This is a genomic window from Pseudomonas sp. 05L36 (genome assembly GCF_056398125.1).
The window spans coordinates 1-17,006 of sequence record NZ_JBFTOU010000004.1 but is presented as its reverse complement, the minus strand read 5'-3'; the positions used below and the strand labels follow the sequence as shown (position 1 = coordinate 17,006).

General features: G+C 60.9%; 18 protein-coding genes and 1 pseudogene. 12 read left to right on the top strand and 7 right to left on the bottom strand.

The window, feature by feature from the left end; genetic code table 11:
- Nucleotides 1-7: 7 nt before the first annotated feature.
- The 3 genes from dapF to lptM are packed head-to-tail and all read right to left on the bottom strand — an operon-like array spanning nt 8 to nt 2,276.
- A complete protein-coding gene (gene dapF, locus AC1DKH_RS05640) occupies nt 8-838 on the bottom strand; it encodes a diaminopimelate epimerase (RefSeq protein ID WP_150671962.1) in 831 nt (276 codons plus the stop codon).
- A 4-nt stretch (nt 839-842) separates the two neighbouring features.
- Complete coding sequence (gene lysA / locus AC1DKH_RS05635; RefSeq protein ID WP_477763021.1) at nt 843-2,090, bottom strand: diaminopimelate decarboxylase; 1,248 nt, start codon at nt 2,088-2,090, stop codon at nt 843-845.
- Nucleotides 2,091-2,099: 9 nt separating this feature from the next.
- Nucleotides 2,100-2,276 (bottom strand): LPS translocon maturation chaperone LptM, encoded by a 177-nt coding sequence (gene lptM, locus AC1DKH_RS05630; protein ID WP_477752294.1) that lies wholly within the window; start codon nt 2,274-2,276, stop codon nt 2,100-2,102.
- 296 nt (nt 2,277-2,572) lie between these two features.
- Between lptM and cyaY the strand changes: the two genes are divergently transcribed.
- The 3 genes from cyaY to rnk all read left to right on the top strand — a co-directional run bounded on the left by cyaY (nt 2,573) and on the right by rnk (nt 3,769).
- Nucleotides 2,573-2,905, top strand: coding sequence for an iron donor protein CyaY (gene cyaY, locus AC1DKH_RS05625; protein ID WP_477797686.1), 333 nt, complete (start codon nt 2,573-2,575; stop codon nt 2,903-2,905).
- 4 nt (nt 2,906-2,909) lie between these two features.
- The gene (locus tag AC1DKH_RS05620) at nt 2,910-3,131 is read left to right on the top strand and encodes a DUF1289 domain-containing protein (RefSeq protein WP_477752295.1); all 222 of its coding nucleotides are present in this window, start codon (nt 2,910-2,912) and stop codon (nt 3,129-3,131) included.
- A 227-nt stretch (nt 3,132-3,358) separates the two neighbouring features.
- Nucleotides 3,359-3,769, top strand: a complete 411-nt coding sequence (gene rnk / locus AC1DKH_RS05615; RefSeq protein WP_007992229.1) for a nucleoside diphosphate kinase regulator — start codon at nt 3,359-3,361, stop codon at nt 3,767-3,769.
- A gap of 7 nt (nt 3,770-3,776) precedes the next feature.
- Here rnk and AC1DKH_RS05610 read toward each other — a convergent pair whose 3' ends face one another.
- From AC1DKH_RS05610 to AC1DKH_RS05600, 3 genes are all read right to left on the bottom strand, one after another.
- The gene (locus AC1DKH_RS05610; RefSeq protein ID WP_477797685.1) at nt 3,777-6,620 is read right to left on the bottom strand and encodes a class I adenylate cyclase; all 2,844 of its coding nucleotides are present in this window, start codon (nt 6,618-6,620) and stop codon (nt 3,777-3,779) included.
- A 190-nt stretch (nt 6,621-6,810) separates the two neighbouring features.
- Complete coding sequence (locus AC1DKH_RS05605) at nt 6,811-7,056, bottom strand: TIGR02647 family protein (RefSeq protein WP_007980796.1); 246 nt, start codon at nt 7,054-7,056, stop codon at nt 6,811-6,813.
- A gap of 210 nt (nt 7,057-7,266) precedes the next feature.
- The gene (locus AC1DKH_RS05600) at nt 7,267-7,551 is read right to left on the bottom strand and encodes a hypothetical protein (protein WP_477797684.1); all 285 of its coding nucleotides are present in this window, start codon (nt 7,549-7,551) and stop codon (nt 7,267-7,269) included.
- Between the two features lie 124 nt (nt 7,552-7,675).
- Here AC1DKH_RS05600 and AC1DKH_RS05595 point away from each other — a divergent pair, with 124 nt between their 5' ends.
- The gene (locus tag AC1DKH_RS05595) at nt 7,676-8,335 is read left to right on the top strand and encodes a glutathione S-transferase family protein (RefSeq protein ID WP_477752297.1); all 660 of its coding nucleotides are present in this window, start codon (nt 7,676-7,678) and stop codon (nt 8,333-8,335) included.
- A gap of 138 nt (nt 8,336-8,473) precedes the next feature.
- Here AC1DKH_RS05595 and argH read toward each other — a convergent pair whose 3' ends face one another.
- Complete coding sequence (gene argH, locus AC1DKH_RS05590) at nt 8,474-9,868, bottom strand: argininosuccinate lyase (protein ID WP_477797683.1); 1,395 nt, start codon at nt 9,866-9,868, stop codon at nt 8,474-8,476.
- Between the two features lie 341 nt (nt 9,869-10,209).
- On the opposite strand from argH, the pseudogene AC1DKH_RS05585 reads away from it, so the two are divergent.
- From AC1DKH_RS05585 to rsd, 8 genes and pseudogenes are all read left to right on the top strand, one after another.
- Nucleotides 10,210-10,332: pseudogene (locus AC1DKH_RS05585) on the top strand (sensor histidine kinase); the annotation flags it as partial.
- On the top strand, nt 10,329-11,075 hold the full coding sequence (locus tag AC1DKH_RS05580) for a LytR/AlgR family response regulator transcription factor (RefSeq protein WP_223456459.1): 747 nt from the start codon (nt 10,329-10,331) through the stop codon (nt 11,073-11,075). The pseudogene AC1DKH_RS05585 and the gene AC1DKH_RS05580, both read left to right, overlap by 4 nt.
- A 138-nt stretch (nt 11,076-11,213) precedes the next feature.
- Entirely contained in the window at nt 11,214-12,155 is a 942-nt protein-coding gene (gene hemC / locus AC1DKH_RS05575) for a hydroxymethylbilane synthase (RefSeq protein ID WP_477754314.1), read from the top strand.
- Nucleotides 12,152-12,919 (top strand): uroporphyrinogen-III synthase, encoded by a 768-nt coding sequence (locus AC1DKH_RS05570; RefSeq protein ID WP_477797682.1) that lies wholly within the window; start codon nt 12,152-12,154, stop codon nt 12,917-12,919. Before hemC ends, AC1DKH_RS05570 begins: the two co-directional genes overlap by 4 nt.
- Before the next feature lie 16 nt (nt 12,920-12,935).
- Complete coding sequence (locus tag AC1DKH_RS05565) at nt 12,936-14,126, top strand: uroporphyrinogen-III C-methyltransferase (RefSeq protein ID WP_477797681.1); 1,191 nt, start codon at nt 12,936-12,938, stop codon at nt 14,124-14,126.
- Nucleotides 14,123-15,361 carry a heme biosynthesis HemY N-terminal domain-containing protein gene (locus tag AC1DKH_RS05560; RefSeq protein ID WP_477797680.1) on the top strand — a complete coding sequence of 413 codons (1,239 nt, stop codon included), beginning with the start codon at nt 14,123-14,125 and terminating at the stop codon, nt 15,359-15,361. The genes AC1DKH_RS05565 and AC1DKH_RS05560 overlap by 4 nt, the downstream gene beginning before the upstream one ends.
- Nucleotides 15,362-15,624: 263 nt before the next feature.
- The gene (locus AC1DKH_RS05555) at nt 15,625-16,176 is read left to right on the top strand and encodes a disulfide bond formation protein B (protein ID WP_477754318.1); all 552 of its coding nucleotides are present in this window, start codon (nt 15,625-15,627) and stop codon (nt 16,174-16,176) included.
- Between the two features lie 178 nt (nt 16,177-16,354).
- Entirely contained in the window at nt 16,355-16,813 is a 459-nt protein-coding gene (gene rsd / locus AC1DKH_RS05550; RefSeq protein WP_477754319.1) for a sigma D regulator, read from the top strand.
- The last annotated feature ends 193 nt before the right edge of the window (nt 16,814-17,006 follow it).

The following is a 17,006-nucleotide window of genomic DNA, read 5'->3' as shown; positions in this document are numbered from 1 at the left end:
CGCTCACTCAAAGACGCACTTGTCCTTCATATACGCGCACTGCCGGGCCGGTCATCATCACCGGTTGGCCAGGGCCTGCCCATTCGATGGACAGACGCCCGCCTGGCAGGTCGATCAATAGCGGCGAATCCATCCACCCCTGGCTGATCGCGGCCACTGCGGCAGCACAGGCGCCGGTTCCGCAGGCCTGGGTTTCCCCGGCGCCACGCTCCCAGACGCGCAACTGCGCGCGGCTCCGGTCGATGACCTGGAGAAAACCGACATTGACCCGTGCCGGGAAGCGCGGGTGATGTTCGATTTTCGGCCCCAGTTCATGCACCGGCGCATTGTTGATATCGCTGACCCGCAGCACGGCATGGGGGTTGCCCATGGACACGGCAGCCAGATCGACCGGGGTGCCGTCGACGTCGACCTGATAACTCTTGGCCTGCTCCGGCGCCTGGAACGGAATATCCGCAGGCACCAGACGCGGGGCGCCCATGTTGACGCCGATCTGGCCGTCGTTTCGCACGTCCAGTTCGATGACGCCGCTTTTGGTCTCGACGCGGATCTGCCGTTTTGCGGTCAGGCGCTTGTCCAGTACGAAGCGGGCGAAGCAGCGCGCGCCGTTACCGCACTGTTCCACTTCGGAACCGTCGGAGTTGAAGATCCGATAGCGGAAGTCCACGTCCGGGTTACTCGGCGCCTCGACGATCAGCAACTGGTCGAAACCGATGCCGGTGTGCCGGTCACCCCATTGCTTGGCGTGCTTGGGCAGAATATGTGCGTGCTGGCTGACCAGGTCGAGGACCATGAAGTCATTGCCCAGGCCGTGCATCTTGGTAAAACGCAGCAGCATGGTTTTACTCCGGCAGCAGGCTTTCGCCAGCAAACAACTCGGCTACCGTCTCACGGCGACGCACTTCAAATGCCTGATCACCGTCCACCAACACTTCAGCGGTACGGCCGCGGGTGTTGTAGTTGGAGCTCATGACAAACCCATAGGCACCGGCCGAATGCACGGCCAGCAGGTCGCCTTCTTCCAGTGCAAGTTGACGATCCTTGGCCAGGAAGTCGCCGGTCTCGCAGATCGGGCCGACGATGTCGTAGGCGCGAGCAGCAGAGGTGCGCGGGCGCACGGCAGTGACGTCCATCCAGGCTTGATACAGCGCCGGGCGGATCAGGTCGTTCATGGCGGCGTCGACGATAGCGAAGTCTTTGTGCTCGGTGTGCTTGAGGTACTCGACCTGGGTCAGCAATACACCGGCATTGGCCACGATGAAGCGGCCCGGCTCGAACACCAGCGCCAGGTCGCGGCCGTCGAGGCGTTCACGCACGGCTTTGATGTAGTCGGCAGCCAGTGGTGGCTCCTCGTCCTTGTATCGCACGCCCAGGCCACCACCGAGATCGATGTGGCGCAGGTAGATGCCACAATCGCCGAGGCGGTCAACCAGGCCCAGCAGGCGGTCGAGAGCGTCGATGAACGGCGGCAGGGTGGTCAGTTGCGAGCCGATGTGGCAATCGACGCCGACCACTTCCAGGTTCGGCAGCTGCGCGGCACGCACGTACACGTCTTCGGCGTCGGCGATGGCGATGCCGAACTTGTTCTCTTTGAGACCGGTGGAAATGTACGGGTGGGTGCCGGCATCGACATCCGGGTTCACGCGCAGCGAAATCGGCGCGCTAACGCCCAGTTCGGCGGCGACCACTTGCAGGCGTTCCAGCTCGTCGGTGGATTCGACATTGAAGCAGTGCACGCCGACTTCCAGGGCGCGACGCATGTCGTCACGGGTCTTGCCGACGCCGGAAAACACAATCTTGTCGGCGCTGCCGCCAGCGGCCAGTACGCGTTCCAGTTCGCCACGGGAGACGATGTCGAAACCGGCGCCCAAACGCGCCAGGACATTCAGGACACCCAGGTTGGAGTTGGCCTTGACCGCGAAGCACACCAGGTGCGGCGTGCCGGCCAGTGCATCGGCGTAAGCCAGGTATTGGGCTTCGATGTGTGCACGGGAGTAAACGTAAGTCGGTGTGCCAAAGCGCTCGGCGATTGCAGAGAGGGCAACACCTTCCGCGAACAGTTCACCGTCACGGTAGTTAAAAGCGTCCATGAGGTTCCCTTATTGGTAGACGTCGTGCTTGTGTGCTTTGGAGGCAGGCTGCTGCTGTGACGATTTGGCCTGCTCGGCAGGGTCCTGATTTTCGTCAGGCAGGTACAGCGGGCCTTTTTGACCGCAGGCAGACAGCAGGCAGGCAACCGCGAGGAGCGCAGCAAGGGAGGAGATCAGGCGCTTCATGGCGAAATCCTTGAAAATGCATTAATTGCGCCGGAGTATACCGGCCACCCGGCAGCTTGCCTATGCAACGGACCGCCCGTCCGGCGGGGCTTGGCCGCAAGCACATCGAACCCTGTGGGAGCGGGCTTGCCCGCGATGGGGCCATAACAGGCGCATTGATGTTGAATGTGAGGCCGCCATCGCGAGCAAGCTCGCTCCCACAGTTAGGCAACTGGGCGTTATCCTTTGCAATCGACGGGGCTCGGTCGTATCTTGCGGCGCTTGAGCCTGATCAGACACTTTTTGAGGTTGCCGTAATGAGTTTGTCCGAAGCGCGTTTCCATGACCTGGTCGATGCCACCCAGCAAACCCTGGAGGACATCTTTGACGACAGCGATCTGGATATCGATCTGGAGAGCTCGGCCGGTGTGCTGACCGTCAAGTTCGAGAACGGCAGCCAGTTGATCTTCAGTCGCCAGGAGCCGCTGCGTCAGCTGTGGCTGGCAGCGGTTTCCGGCGGTTTCCACTTCGACTACGACGAAGAAAGCGAGCGCTGGATGTGCGACAAGAGCGAAGAGCAGTTGGGTGAAATGCTCGAGCGTATCGTCCAGCAACAGGCTGGCGACGAGCTCGATTTCGAAGGCCTGTGAGATCGTGACCCAGCCTGCGCCTGTCCGTGCGCCCAAGCCGCTCTACAGCAATGTCAGCCTGGCGGTGCCGTCGCCCTGCAGCGGTGTCTGTCGGCTGGACGAACAGAAAGTCTGCCTGGGGTGCTTTCGTCATGTCGAAGATATTCGTGAGTGGCGTTCGGCCGATGACGAACGTCGGCGGGTGATTTGCGCGCAGGCTTCGAATCGCAAGGCTGGCGCTCTGTAGGAGCTGCCGAAGGCTGCGATCTTTTGGCAGCTCTGAAGATTGCCGAAGAACAAGATCAAAAGATCGCAGCCTGCGGCAGCTCCTACGCCGCCGCGTGGCGGCTTGTATATTTTTTGAGCTGTGATAGTGTCCGGAAACGCCTCAACCCACCGAGGCTTATGAAAACCCCGCCTTTTTCTGGCGGGGTTTTGCTTTTTTCGTGCAGAAGAAAGGAGTCTGCCCAGATCATGACCGCACCTTCCATCACCCTTACCCGTCTGGACGTCCAGCGTCTGGAGCGTCTGATCGACAGCCTGGACGAGACGCTGCCGGGCGTTATTGCGCTGCAAACCGAACTGGATCGCGCTGATACCGTGGTCGGCCACGATGAAGTGCCGGCGGATGTCGTGACCATGAATTCCCGTGTGCATTGTCGAGAAGAAGGCAGTGGCAAGGACTACCACCTGACCCTGGTGTACCCCAAGGATGCGAATGCCGACGAAGGCAAGGTCTCGATCCTGGCGCCGGTGGGTAGCGCGCTGCTTGGCCTGAAGGTTGGTCAGCATATCGATTGGCCGGCTCCGGGCGGCAAGACCCTGAAGCTGACGCTGCTGGAAGTCGAATCGCAGCCGGCCAATGGCGGCGCGTTCCCCGAGTGACACCCCCTCAGACCTGATCGAGCGCCTCGTTCAACGCGTGCTCCAGGTCGGCTTTGTAGCGCAGGTACAGATGGGTGGAACTCTGACCTTCGCCCAGCAGGCCTGACAGGTCGAGGTCGGTGATGTAGCAGCGGTAGCGTTCGGCTTCCCGGCGCTGCCCGACGATTTCCCGGGCGACCACGCTGAACAGCTGGTCGCCATGCTCCAACTCGGAAAACTCCCGTTGATTGCAATACAGCGTGACCTGCACCTGACCCGGTGCGGCTTTGCCGACGATCGCCTGCACGTCGTAGAGCGGCTTGTTCACCGGTGTCTGCGGTACCGGTCGGGCTTCGATGCGGCGCGCCCGGCCAGGGCCTGACGGCAGCAACTGGCAATACAGGGTGTCGAGGTTCAAGGGGTGGGCAGCATCCATTGGCAACAGGGTATCGCGACGGTGCTGGATCGATTGCAGGAAACGTTGCAGCGGCACCAGCAGGCTTTGCTCGTCGTGCCAGGGCAGGCGTTGCTGCCACAGGGCATTGAACTCATCGAGCACGTACAGATCGGCCTGATTTTCGTTGACCCGATAGAACACTTGTATGCAGTCCGGCTGGCCCGTCGGCAGGAACAGCGCGAGGTCGTGGTCTTCCAGTGCCTTCGGATCCAGGTGCAACGGGCTGTAGCTGGCCATTTCCTCGCCCAGGTAATCGATCAGCGCCGGTAGAGTGGCCAGCGCGATGTGCTGGACCTGGCCGGGCACCAGCTCCAGCACGTGGTAGTGCTGCTGGACCTGGATCAGGTAGCGATGATTGAGCCGGCTCAACAGCAGGTTCTGCGCGGTATCGAGGATTTCCTCCACCCGTTGGGCAATGAATTGCGCGCGGTTATGGCAGAAGCAACGTACCCGCAGCTTCGGCTGATGTGGCCCGGCCGGCAGGTTGTTGAGGTAATCGCGGATGCAGTCGAGCAGGGCGTGGGGGCCGTCGTAGCGACCGACCAGCACTTCATTCCAGCTGTTGAGTGTGACCTGGTCCAGGGTCAGCACCAGGTTTTCCCGGACACCGGCGTAGCTCAGGGAATCGGTGCGCTCGGTGGTCATCAGGATGTTCAGGTCGCGATGGTGCTTGAGCGGATCGATGCCGACATTCACCAGAATCAGCACTTCACGCGGCACGCTGGCGCGCAGCAGCGGTTCTTCGGCGACGGTGGGCAAGGGCAGGGCGATGGTCTGTTGCAGGCTGCGGAGCAAGTTGAACAGTTCGAATTCGCTCAAGTCGCTGGTGCCGGGGTGTAAGGCCAGGCGGGTACTGCTGTCGATCACGCCATTGCGGTGGCACCAGGTCAACAGTTCCAGCAAGTGGCGGCTGCGTTTGATCGGCGCGAAATGTTCCCACTCCAGCGCCGTCAGGTTGCCGTTGTACAAGCCCCACTGGCTTTGCCCCGGTTCTTTCCTGTTCGGTGCCTGCACCAGCGTCAGGGTGTCTTCAGCCAGGTCCGGGGCGATACCGGGGTTGATGAACTCGACTTTGCCGGCCTTGCGCTCGAACGCGGCGTACAGGCGACGGCCGAGGACACTCAGGTCGCGCTTGTTGATGCGGCTGACAGTTTGTTCGTGACGGGCAAACTGTGTGAGAAAGCGGTAGCTGTAGTTCAGTTCATTGACCAGCGCCCGCCGCTCGGAGCTGACCTGGCGGATTTTCCACTGACTGCGGCTATCGAGCAGGGCCAGTTGGCGCTGGTCCCAGTGCCATTCGCGGGTCAGGCGCTCGAGCAAAGAGCGTTGCCAGCTCTGGGTGCGGCTGCTGCCGGTCAGTTTGCGATTGACCTTCAGGTACAGCGCGCGACGCACCAGCTCCAGCCTTTCCGGTTCGTTGCGGGCGACCAGGTATTCCTCGATGCGCCGGTACACCACGACATACGGGTCCAGCTCGTCGAGGTCGAGCCGGTTGGCGAATACCGCTTGTTTGAAGCGCAGGCTCAGGCAATGGACCCTTGGGTGTTCACTGGCGTAAACCTCGGTCAGCAACAGCTTGAGTACCGATTTGTAGGGTGACTCGATGCCCTTGAACAACTGCCAGAGCCCGGCGCCGATAAATTCACCGGGCGGGATGAAGGCCAGGTTGCCGAGGTCGAGGGTTTCATCTGCGCGGATGAAGCGTTTGGAGATCAAGGTATGGGTGTATCGGTCGTAGCTCGACTCTTCGTAGACCGGCACCAGCCACCAGATCGGTGTACGTCCGGCCAGCCAGATCGCGGTGCGGTAAAACTCGTCCAGCAACAGGTAGTGCTGGGTGGTGCCGCAATCTTCCGAACTCAGCTGGGTATCGCGCTCGCCCCGGACGAAACGGGTCGGGTCGATCAGAAAGAAGTGCGCCTCGGCACCCTGGCTGGCGGCCCAGACTTCCAGCAACTGGCATTTTTTGTGCAGTTCGGCGAGTTCGTTCTCGGTCAGGTCCGGCCCATGGCAGACCCACACATCCATGTCGCTCTGGTCGGCCTGAGCCAGGGTGCCGAGGCTGCCCATCAGGAACAGTCCGTGAATCGGCCGGGGCGGGTTGCTGCCGTGGCGCGGTTTGTAGGAAAACGATCGGGTCAGGCGCTGGGCTTCAGCGAGGACATTGGCATCCGGTTCGAAATTCGACAGCCCGGCCGGCGTACTGCCGCAAACGTAGCCGGGCAACAGCGGATGGTTCACGTGGAAAAACAGCGGCAGCAAGGTCAGGACCTCTTGCTGGCGGGTCGACAACCCTTCCATGGCGCGAGCCATGCGTCCTTCGTTGAGTTTCAGAAAGCGTGCGCGCAGCTGGCTGAGAACCTTGCGGTCGATTCCCTCGTCCAGATCGGGGCGGATTTCATGGTTGCGGGTCATGTCAGCTCAAACCGGCTCGCAGGGCTCGGACGTGGGGCTCTTCGGATGAGGGGCAGTTTAGCGTCTTGAGGCGAGGACCTTTAAGCTGATTTTTTCTTGCGTCAGAATTCTATCGGCTGGAGACGGAAATCAGGGGAATGTGCCCGCGGAAATCCCTGGCTCGGGGTCTCCGTGGGCGATGCGGCAGAATTCAGGCTGTTACTTCGGCGTTAAGAATGGTCAGCACGGATTGCACATTTTGCGCGGCGTCACGACCCAGGCTGGTCAGGTAACCGCCATCAGGCTGGTCGGTCAGTTCTTTTTCAAAGAGGCGTTTGGCGGCGGCAATGTGTTTCGGGGCAGCGGTCTGATGAATTTTCAGACCTTCCTGGGAACTGTCCAGGTTGAAGAGTGCGAGGACTTCCAGTTCGGCAACCAACTCAGGGGTAAGCGACATAAGGACTCCAGACTTTCTAGGAATTGGACGACAGCGCCCCTAAGGTGAACCCGCTTGTCCGGCATGTCCAGTGCCCGCGACAGGGTTTTTTTCTCTGTAGGAGCGAGCTTGCTCGCGAAGGTCATCAACGATGACGCTGGAAACCTGACGCCCCGCGGCGCTCTCGGGTTTTTCGCGAGCGAGCTCGCTCCTACAGGGAGCGGGTAGGGCTTACTGCTTTTCCGGCGGCAGCTCGGGCAGCGTGCGCAACGCCGCTTCATACCATTCGGTGTTGAACGCGCGGTCTTCTTCGAGGATCGCGTCGATTTCTACCGCCAAAACGTGAGCCATCAAGTTGAGGATTTCTTCCCGCTCGTAACCCACCAGCGTCAGCTTGTTGAACGTCGCCTTGGCCGCTGGCGGGTTGTCGCTTTCGATCTGGTTTTCGATGGCCTGGATCAGGGTACTTTCGGCGAACTCTTCTTCGTCGTTGTCGATATCGTTCAGCTCGCTCATGGCAGGCTCCTCAGGGAAAGGTGGTCAGTTTACCCGCATTCAACCGCGTGATGCTGCTGGCAAGAATCCCGGCAGCGTTCTATAAACAGGCACTGCCCACCCCGCATGGTCTGGAGGCTTTGTGATGATCAAGCTTTATGGATTCTCCGTCAGTAACTACTACAACATGGTCAAGCTGGCGCTGCTGGAAAAAGGTCTGCCTTTCGAAGAAGTACCGTTTTACGCCGGCACCAGCCCCGAGGCACTGGCCATCAGCCCCCGCGGAAAGGTCCCGGTGTTGCACGTAGAACAGGGCTTCATCAATGAAACCAGCGTGATCCTCGAATACATCGAGCAAAGTCAGAACGGCACGCCGCTGCTACCGAGCGATCCGTTCGAACGCGCGCAGGTGCTGGCACTGGCCAAAGAGATCGAGCTGTATATCGAATTGCCGGGGCGGGCCTGTTACGGCGAAGCATTCTTCGGCATGACCGTACCGGAAGCGATCAAGGAAAAAACCAAGGCCGAACTGTTGTTGGGGATGGCAGCCCTGGGCCGGCACGGCAAATTCAGCCCTTACGTGGCTGGCGACAGCTTGAGCGTGGCGGATCTGTATTTCCTGTTCAGCGTGCCGCTGGCGTGTGGGGTCGCCAAGAAGTTGTTTGACATCGACCTGTTGGCCGAGCTGCCGGCGGCCAAGGCGCTGTTGCAGCGGTTGGGGGAAAACCCGAACGTTCAGCGAGTGGCGGCGGACAGGGAAGCGGCGATGCCGGCGTTCATGGCGATGATTGCTGCCAAGAAGTAGTTCTGCGGGGTTTTGAAGTCAGTCATCGTCGGAACGCCGCCCGGAGCCGGCTCGCTCCCACAGGGTTGGATGTGCGAACACTATCCAGTGTGGGAGCGAGCCGGCTCCGGGCGGCGATCCGACGATGCATTTGACGATTTAGCGACTGGCCAGAAGTGCGTGGCCGCGCACTACAGCAGCCTTCACCTGCGCCGGCGCAGTACCGCCGATGTGGTTACGGGCATTGACCGAGCCTTCGAGGGTCAGCACGGCGAACACGTCCTGATCGATCTGGTCGCTGAACTTGCGCAGCTCTTCCAGGCTCATTTCCGCCAGGTCCTTGCCGCTGTCCACGCCGTACTTCACGGCATGACCGACGATTTCGTGGCAATCACGGAATGGCAGGCCGCGACGCACCAGGTAGTCGGCCAGGTCGGTGGCGGTGGAGAACCCGCGCAGGGCCGCTTCGCGCATCATCGCGTGCTTGGGCTTGATCGCCGGAACCATGTCGGCAAAGGCCCGCAGCGAGTCGCGCAGGGTATCGGCGGCGTCGAACAGCGGTTCCTTGTCTTCCTGGTTGTCCTTGTTGTAGGCCAGAGGCTGGCCTTTCATCAGGGTCAACAGGCCCATCAGCGCGCCGAATACGCGACCGGTCTTGCCACGCACGAGCTCCGGTACGTCCGGGTTTTTCTTTTGCGGCATGATCGAGCTGCCGGTGCAGAAACGGTCCGGCAGATCGATGAACTGGAACTGCGCACTGGTCCACAGCACCAACTCTTCGGAGAAGCGCGACAGGTGCATCATCGCGATGCTGGCGGCCGAGCAGAATTCGATGGCGAAATCGCGATCGGAGACGTTATCCAGCGAATTGCCGCCTACCGCGTCGAAACCCAGCAGTTGAGCGGTGTATTCACGATCGATCGGATAGGTAGTGCCGGCCAGTGCGGCGCTGCCCAGCGGCATGCGGTTGGTGCGCTTGCGGCAGTCGACCAGGCGCTCGTAGTCGCGGCTGAGCATTTCGAACCAGGCCAGCATGTGGTGCCCGAACGTCACCGGCTGTGCAGTCTGCAGGTGGGTGAACCCCGGCATGATGCTGGCGGCTTCGCGCTCGGCTTGCTCCAGCAGGCCATTTTGCAGGCGGGTGATTTCGGCCAGGATCAGGTCGATTTCGTCACGCAGCCACAGGCGGATGTCGGTAGCGACCTGATCGTTACGGCTGCGGCCGGTGTGCAGTTTTTTACCGGTCACGCCGATGCGGTCGGTCAGCCGCGCCTCGATGTTCATGTGGACGTCTTCGAGGTCGATGCGCCAGTCGAACTGGCCGGCCTCGATTTCACCCTGGATGGTCTTCAGGCCATCGATGATGCTGTCGCGCTCGGCATCGGTCAGCACGCCGACCTTGGCCAGCATGGTGGCGTGGGCAATCGAGCCCATGATGTCGTGGCGATACAGGCGCTGGTCGAAGGTGACGGAGGCGGTGAAGCGGGCGACGAAGGCGTCGACGGGTTCACTGAAGCGGCCGCCCCAGGACTGATTGGTCTTGTCAGTGCTCATGAATTCGCTCGTATCGGCTTGAAGTAGGAAGGCGTGGAACGCTGACGCGGATAATAACAGGGTTGCCAATCCTGTCGCTGACACTGGTCGACAGGTTTTTTTGGGGGGACGAGTCCAGGCTTGGGTAAGCCCCGCGCATTTTTGCGGAACGATATTTTCCAATTGAGCTGTATCGTCCCGGCAACCGTCTACAGTTGGACAGTAGGATCAGCGCACTTTTCGTTGCAGCCGCTGATTATAAAAAGAGGGGAGTGTTCAGATTGCGTAACAGCAAACCCTGTGGCGACGTGTCGCCAATGCGGGCCTGGGCCGCCAATCGCCCGGCAGATGAAAATTTAGCCGCCGGACCAGCGGCACTTTTTGACGCTCGCGCTAGTCTTAGCGTGGATCGCGGTGACGGACGTCACTTCACCTGTCTACGCTATCCTTGTGCGAGACTCACGCAGGAATCCAGCGCAATATGAATGTCCTGATCGTTGATGACGAACCCTTGGCCCGCGAGCGCCTGAGCCGAATGGTTGGCGAACTCGAGGGATACAGTGTCCTGGAGCCTAGTGCCACGAATGGCGAAGAGGCGTTGGCACTGATCGACAGCCACAAACCGGATATCGTGCTGCTTGATATCCGCATGCCCGGCCTGGATGGCCTGCAAGTGGCTGCGCGGTTGTGCGAACGCGAAACCCCTCCCGCCGTGGTGTTCTGCGCCGGGCCCGATGAATTTGCCGTGGAAGCCTTACAGGCCAGCGCCGTAGGCTATCTGGTGAAACCTGTGAGAACTGAACAATTACATGACGCATTAAAGAGAGCCGAGCGCCCCAATCGTGCCCAGCTCGCCGCCCTGACCCGCCCTGCTGCCGAAAGCGGCAACGGACCGCGCAGCCATATCAGCGCCCGAACCCGTAAAGGGATCGAGCTGATTCCGCTGGATCAGGTGGTGTATTTCATTGCCGACCACAAATACGTGACCTTGCGCCACGAAGGCGGCGAAGTGCTACTCGATGAGCCGCTCAAGGCCCTCGAAGACGAATTCGGTGACCGTTTCGTGCGTATCCATCGCAATGCGCTGGTCGCCCGCGAGCGTATCGAGCGACTGCAACGCACACCCCTGGGGCATTTTCAGCTGTTCCTCAAAGGCCTCAATGGTGATGCGCTGATCGTCAGCCGGCGTCATGTGGCTGGCGTGCGCAAAATGATGCAACAGCTTTAAACAGCTGTTCGCAGGCGAATTTCACACCCGATTGCCGGACATCCGGGGCCAGGGAGGCCGAGTAGTATCTGATACAAGTCAAAGTGGATTTGGCTGAGCTGTTATTATCCGCCGTATCTATTCAGTACGGATTGATCCATGTCCTCTCGCCAGATCCGCATCGCCACCCGCAAAAGCGCTCTCGCCCTGTGGCAGGCCGAATTCGTCAAAGCCCGTCTTGAAGCGGCTCATCCGGGCCTGCTGGTGACACTCGTCCCCATGGTCAGTCGTGGTGACAAGCTGCTTGACTCACCGCTGTCGAAAATCGGCGGCAAGGGCCTGTTCGTCAAGGAACTCGAAACCGCTCTATTGGACAATGAAGCAGACATCGCCGTGCACTCCATGAAGGACGTGCCGATGGACTTCCCCGAAGGCCTTGGCCTGTTCTGCATTTGCGAAAGGGAAGACCCGCGCGACGCCTTCGTTTCCAACACCTACACCAGTCTCGATGAGTTGCCCCATGGCAGCATCGTCGGCACCTCCAGCCTGCGCCGCCAGGCTCAATTGCTGACCCGTCGCCCGGACCTGGAAATCCGCTTCCTGCGCGGCAACGTCAACACTCGCCTGGCCAAGCTCGATGCCGGCGAATACGACGCCATCATCCTCGCCGCTGCCGGCCTGATACGCCTGGGATTTGAAGATCGCATTACCTCGGCCATCAGCGTCGACGACAGCCTTCCAGCCGGTGGCCAGGGCGCGGTGGGTATCGAATGCCGCAGCGCCGACCGTGAAATCCACGCTCTGCTGGCGCCCCTGCATCACCAGGACACCGCCACCCGCGTGACCGCCGAACGCTCTCTCAACAAGCACCTCAATGGTGGCTGCCAGGTGCCGATTGCCTGCTACGCCGTGCTGGAAGGTGAGCAGGTGTGGTTGCGCGGGCTGGTGGGCGATCCAAAGGGTGGTCTGCTGCTCAGCGCAGAGGCCCGCGCTCCTCGCGGCGATGCCGAAGCGCTGGGAGTGCGAGTGGCCGAAGACCTTCTCAGCCAGGGTGCCGACGCCATACTCAAAGCGGTCTATGGCGAGGCTGGTCACGAGTGATCGGCTGGCGCTTGCTGCTGACGCGTCCCGCCGATGAGTCGGCGGCGCTGAGCAGTCTTTTGGCCGAGCAGGGGATATTCAGTAACAGTCTGCCGCTTTTGGACATCATGCCCATTGCGGCCACTGACACAATGCGCCAGGTGATTCTGGCGCTGGATCAGTTCTGCGCGGTCATTGTGGTCAGCAAGCCGGCCGCCCGGATCGGCGTCGAACTGCTCGAGCGGTATTGGCCAACACCGCCCGGTGTGAAGTGGTTCAGCGTCGGCGCGGCGACTGCGCAGATCCTCGAGGATCACGGATTGGACGTGAGCTTCCCGGCAGAGGGCGATGACAGTGAAGCCTTGCTCGAACTTTCCCGACTGCGCGAGGCTATCGCACAACCCCATGCGCGAGTGCTGATCCTGCGCGGGGAGGGCGGGCGCGAGTTGCTGGCGGAGCGTTTGCGTGAGCTTGGTGCTAGTGTCGAGTATCTGGAACTGTACCGTCGGGCATTGCCGATTTACCCGCCGACAGCGCTGCCGGAACGGATCCAGGCGGAACGCCTGAACGGGCTGGTGGTCAGCAGTGGACAAGGTTTTGAGCACCTGCACCAATTGGCCGGCGACGCCTGGCCGCAGTTGGCGCAGTTGCCGTTGTTTGTACCAAGCCCCAGGGTTGCCGAGCTGGCGCGTGCCGCCGGGGCCAAAACAGTTGTGGATTGTCGCGGTGCGAGTGCCGCGGCCTTGCTGACGGCGTTACGGGAGCATCCCGTACCCGTTTTCTAATGCAAAGGATGGATACGTGAGCGAAACAGCCTTGCCTAAAGATGACTCGCGACGGGTGCTCGATGCACCTGTTGATGCACCTGTTGATGCTCCTGTTGATGAAATGCCGCCGCCGCCGCCGCCGCCGCCGCCACCTGCTGCCGAGCAGCGTCGAGGCAATGGTCTGGCAATCATTGCGCTGCTGTTGGGAGCGGCCGGTGTCGCGGTGGGCGGTTGGGGTGTCTGGCAGGTGCGTCACCTGCAAGCCAATAATCAGCAGCAACTGAGCCAGATGCAGGTGCTGAATGACCAGGCGCAAAACCTCAAGCTCAATGAGGAGCGCCTGAGCGCACGCCTGGCGCAATTACCTCCCGCGGATGAACTGGAAGCACGTAGCCGTCTGGTGATTCAGCTGCAAGGTGATCAGCAGCGGTTGAACCAACGGCTGGAAACCGTACTCGGCGCCAGTCGCAAGGACTGGCGTCTGGCCGAGGCCGAGCACCTGCTGCGTCTGGCCAGCCTGCGACTGTCGGCCTTGCAGGACATCAGCAGCGCCCAGGCACTGGTCCAGGGTGCCGATGAGATACTGCGCGAGCAGAACGACCCAGGCTCTTTTGCCGCTCGCGAGCAGGTGGCCAAGACCCTGATTGCCTTGCGCAGTACCGAACAACCGGATCGCACCGGGCTGTTTCTGCGTCTGGGCGCGCTGCGCGATCAAGTGGCCAGCCTCACCGAGCTGGCGCCGGAGTACAAGGACCGTGGCGATTCGTTGCTGGGTCTGACCGCCGATGGCGACGGTGCCAGCCGCTGGGCGCAATGGTGGGATCAGATTTCCCGCTACATCCGTATCGATTTCAGTGCCGACAAAAACGTTCGCCCATTGCTGGCCGGCCAGAGCCTTAGTCAGGTACGCCTGGCCCTGAGCCTGGCGCTGGAGCAAGCGCAGTGGGCCGCACTCAATGGCCAGGCGGCGGTTTACTCCCAGGTGCTGGACGAAGCGCGGGACATCCTCAAGGGCAACTTCAACCCGGACAACGCACAAAGCAAAGTAATGCTTGAGCAGGTGGCCGAGTTGAGCAAGCAACCTGTCACCGTAGTCACTCCGGACATGACCGGCACCCTGAGCGCGGTGCAGGGGTATCTGGAGCGGCGCAACCTCAATGCCGAAGATTCGGTCAAGCCAATGGCCAGGCCTGCCGCGAACACCGCGCCGGAGGCCACGCCATGAAACGCCTCTATGTGATCGTGTTCCTCGTGATCGCCGCTGCCGCTGCGCTGGGGCTGGCGATTGCCGAACACTCCGGTTACGTGCTGATTGCCTACAAGACCTTCCGCTACGAGTCGAGCCTGTGGGCTACTTTGGCGCTGGTGGCTGTGCTCTGGCTGGTGATCTGGGGCGTCAAATCGCTGGTCGAACTGGTGATGACATCCAGTGGCGTGGTCAACCCGTGGTCTCGGCGTAACCGCAGTCGTCGGGTGCAGGTGGCGATCGAGCACGGTCAACTGGACCTGGCCGAGGGTCGCTGGGCCAGTGCGCAACGTCACTTGCATCGGGCCGCCGAAGCCGAGCGCCAGCCGCTGCTTTACTACCTCGGTGCGGCCCGTGCCGCGAACGAACAAGGCCATTACGAAGAAAGCGACAACTTGCTGGAGCGCGCCCTGGAGCGTCAGCCTCAGGCCGAGTTGGCTATCGCCTTGAGCCACGCTCAGTTGCAGACCGATCGCGGTGATACCGAAGGTGCCCTCGCCACCCTGCAAGCCATGCGTGAACGCCATCCTCATAACGCACAGACCCTGCGGCAGTTGCAGCGCTTGCTTGAGCAGCGTGGTGACTGGTCGGCAGTGATTCGCCTGCTGCCGGAGCTGCGCAAAGACAAAATCCTGCCGGCGGCCGAGCTCGCCGAGCTGGAGCGTCGGGCCTGGGGGGCGAACCTGTCTCTGGCAGCGCAACGGGAAGAAAACGGAACGGAGGGGCAGCAATCGCTTGAACGTGCCTGGCAACAACTGACCTCGGCACAGCGTCAGGAGCCGCAACTGGTGCTCGCGTATGCCGAACAACTGCGTCAATTGGGGGCTCAGGTCGAGGCCGAAGAAGTGCTGCATACTGCTCTCAAACGCAGTTACGACAGTCATCTGGCACGACTCTACGGACTGGTTCGCGGCAATGATCCGGCCCGCCAGTTGCAGGCCGCCGAAGGCTGGCTCAAGGACCATCCGGCCGATCCGGGCCTGCTACTGACACTGGGTCGTCTATGTCTGCAAAACAGTTTGTGGGGCAAGGCCCGGGACTATCTGGAAAGCAGCCTGCGTGTACAACGCAATCCGGAAGCCTGTGCGGAACTGGCACGCTTGCTGGCGCAAATGGGCGATACCGAGCGCAGCAACCAGCTGTTTCAGGAAGGCCTGGGGTTATTGGATGAACGCTTGCTCGCGGCCCCTCTGCCAGTGCCAGTCCGCGCTTGACCCGTTCGCTGGCGCCAGGTTTCGGCGTCTGAGCGATGACCTGCGGCGAAGGAGTGATCGCCCTCGCCGCAGTGCGATGAATAGTTGAAATTCAGTTGCCGCATCTCGTCGCAGACAAAGTCCTACAGAGGACTACATTTTATCCTCTCGCCTGCGTCGGGATTTCCCTACGCCTGTGCTGAAGTCTCTGTGAGCACTTGCCTTGTAAGGCCGTCGTGCTTTCCTCTACCGTAATGGTCTGTCACTACTTTTACGGAAAAGCCATGTCTTTGGCCTGCTCACGCTCCTTGTTTTTCATGGCTTTCATTGCGGGCGCTCTGGCGATAGGAGTTTCCTACTACCTGGAATATGCAGTCGGCCTGCGGCCTTGTGGATTGTGTCTGTTGCAACGGTTTTGCATGGCGCTCTTTGCCGGTGTCTGCCTGTTGGCTTCGGTCCATGGCCCCGGTCGCATCGGAAACGTTCTGTATTGGCTGCTCAGTCTTTGTTGCAGCCTCGCGGGCACTGTCACGGCGTGGCGACAGGTCCTGCTGCAAAGCCTTCCGATGGAACAGGCAGCGGCGTGCTCGACCCATCTGGCGGACCTGTTGGCCAGTTCTCCGTGGCTATCCGTCGTACAACAAATGTTCAAGGGCGCTGCCGATTGTGTGGAAATTTCCTGGACGCTGTTCGATCTGAGTCTCACCGAGTGGAGCCTGCTGTTCTTCGTCGCGATGATGATTCTGGCCGTTTACCAGTCGTTGCGACTGGTCTGGACCAGCTATCAGCGACCACTCAGCGGCGAGTCGTCGCACCGGGCCTTTGCGGGCGATTAAACACTTGTATGAACTTTATCGCCTGCGTACCTTGAAGCCAGTGTCGTGCGGGCATAATCTGGCCCGCACGTGTCATTGGAATTATGTTGCTCGATGACGCTCTGCCTGAAATCGCCCCCGACGTAACAAGAGGGCGACGGGCATTGAGCAGCTGACCCACAAGGGAAGAGAGATCACCATGCTCGAAAGTTGTCAGAATGCTCAGGAACGCTGGGGTGGAGTGCACCTGCTGATCGATCGCTGGTTGCAGGAGCGCGAAGAGCTGATCGATGCATACGACAAGCTCGGTGCCGATCCAGAGGCACTGTCCACGAATCGCAAGCCATTGCAGGAGTTCTGCGGCGTGTTGGTCGATTATGTATCGGCCGGGCATTTCGAGATCTACGAACAGCTGACGGGGGAGGCCAAGGCCTTCAACGACAAGCGTGGGCTGGAGCTCGCCGAGACCATCTACCCGCGCATCGATGTCATCACTGAAAAGCTGCTTGCGTTCAATGACCTTTGCGACGAAGGCAAATGCGTTGCCGAGAAGTTCAAGGAACTGGGTAGCCTGTTGCACGAACGCTTCGAACTGGAAGACTGCCTGATCGAAGTGCTGCACACAGCCCACAAGGAAGCCGATTCGGTTCAGGCCTGAAGCACTTCCTGCAAGACCCCGAAACGGCGTGCCAAGGCACGCCGTTTTTCATTGTGCGCCAGGCATGGCGCGTTGCGCATAAGCGCAACCAGTTTGGCTGTGGTGGCCACGCTGGTGACTTGGAGGTGAAAGTCCTCTACACACCCGGCAAGGGGAAGTGTTAGCCAGAGGCAAGGGTGTCGCGGGTGACTGC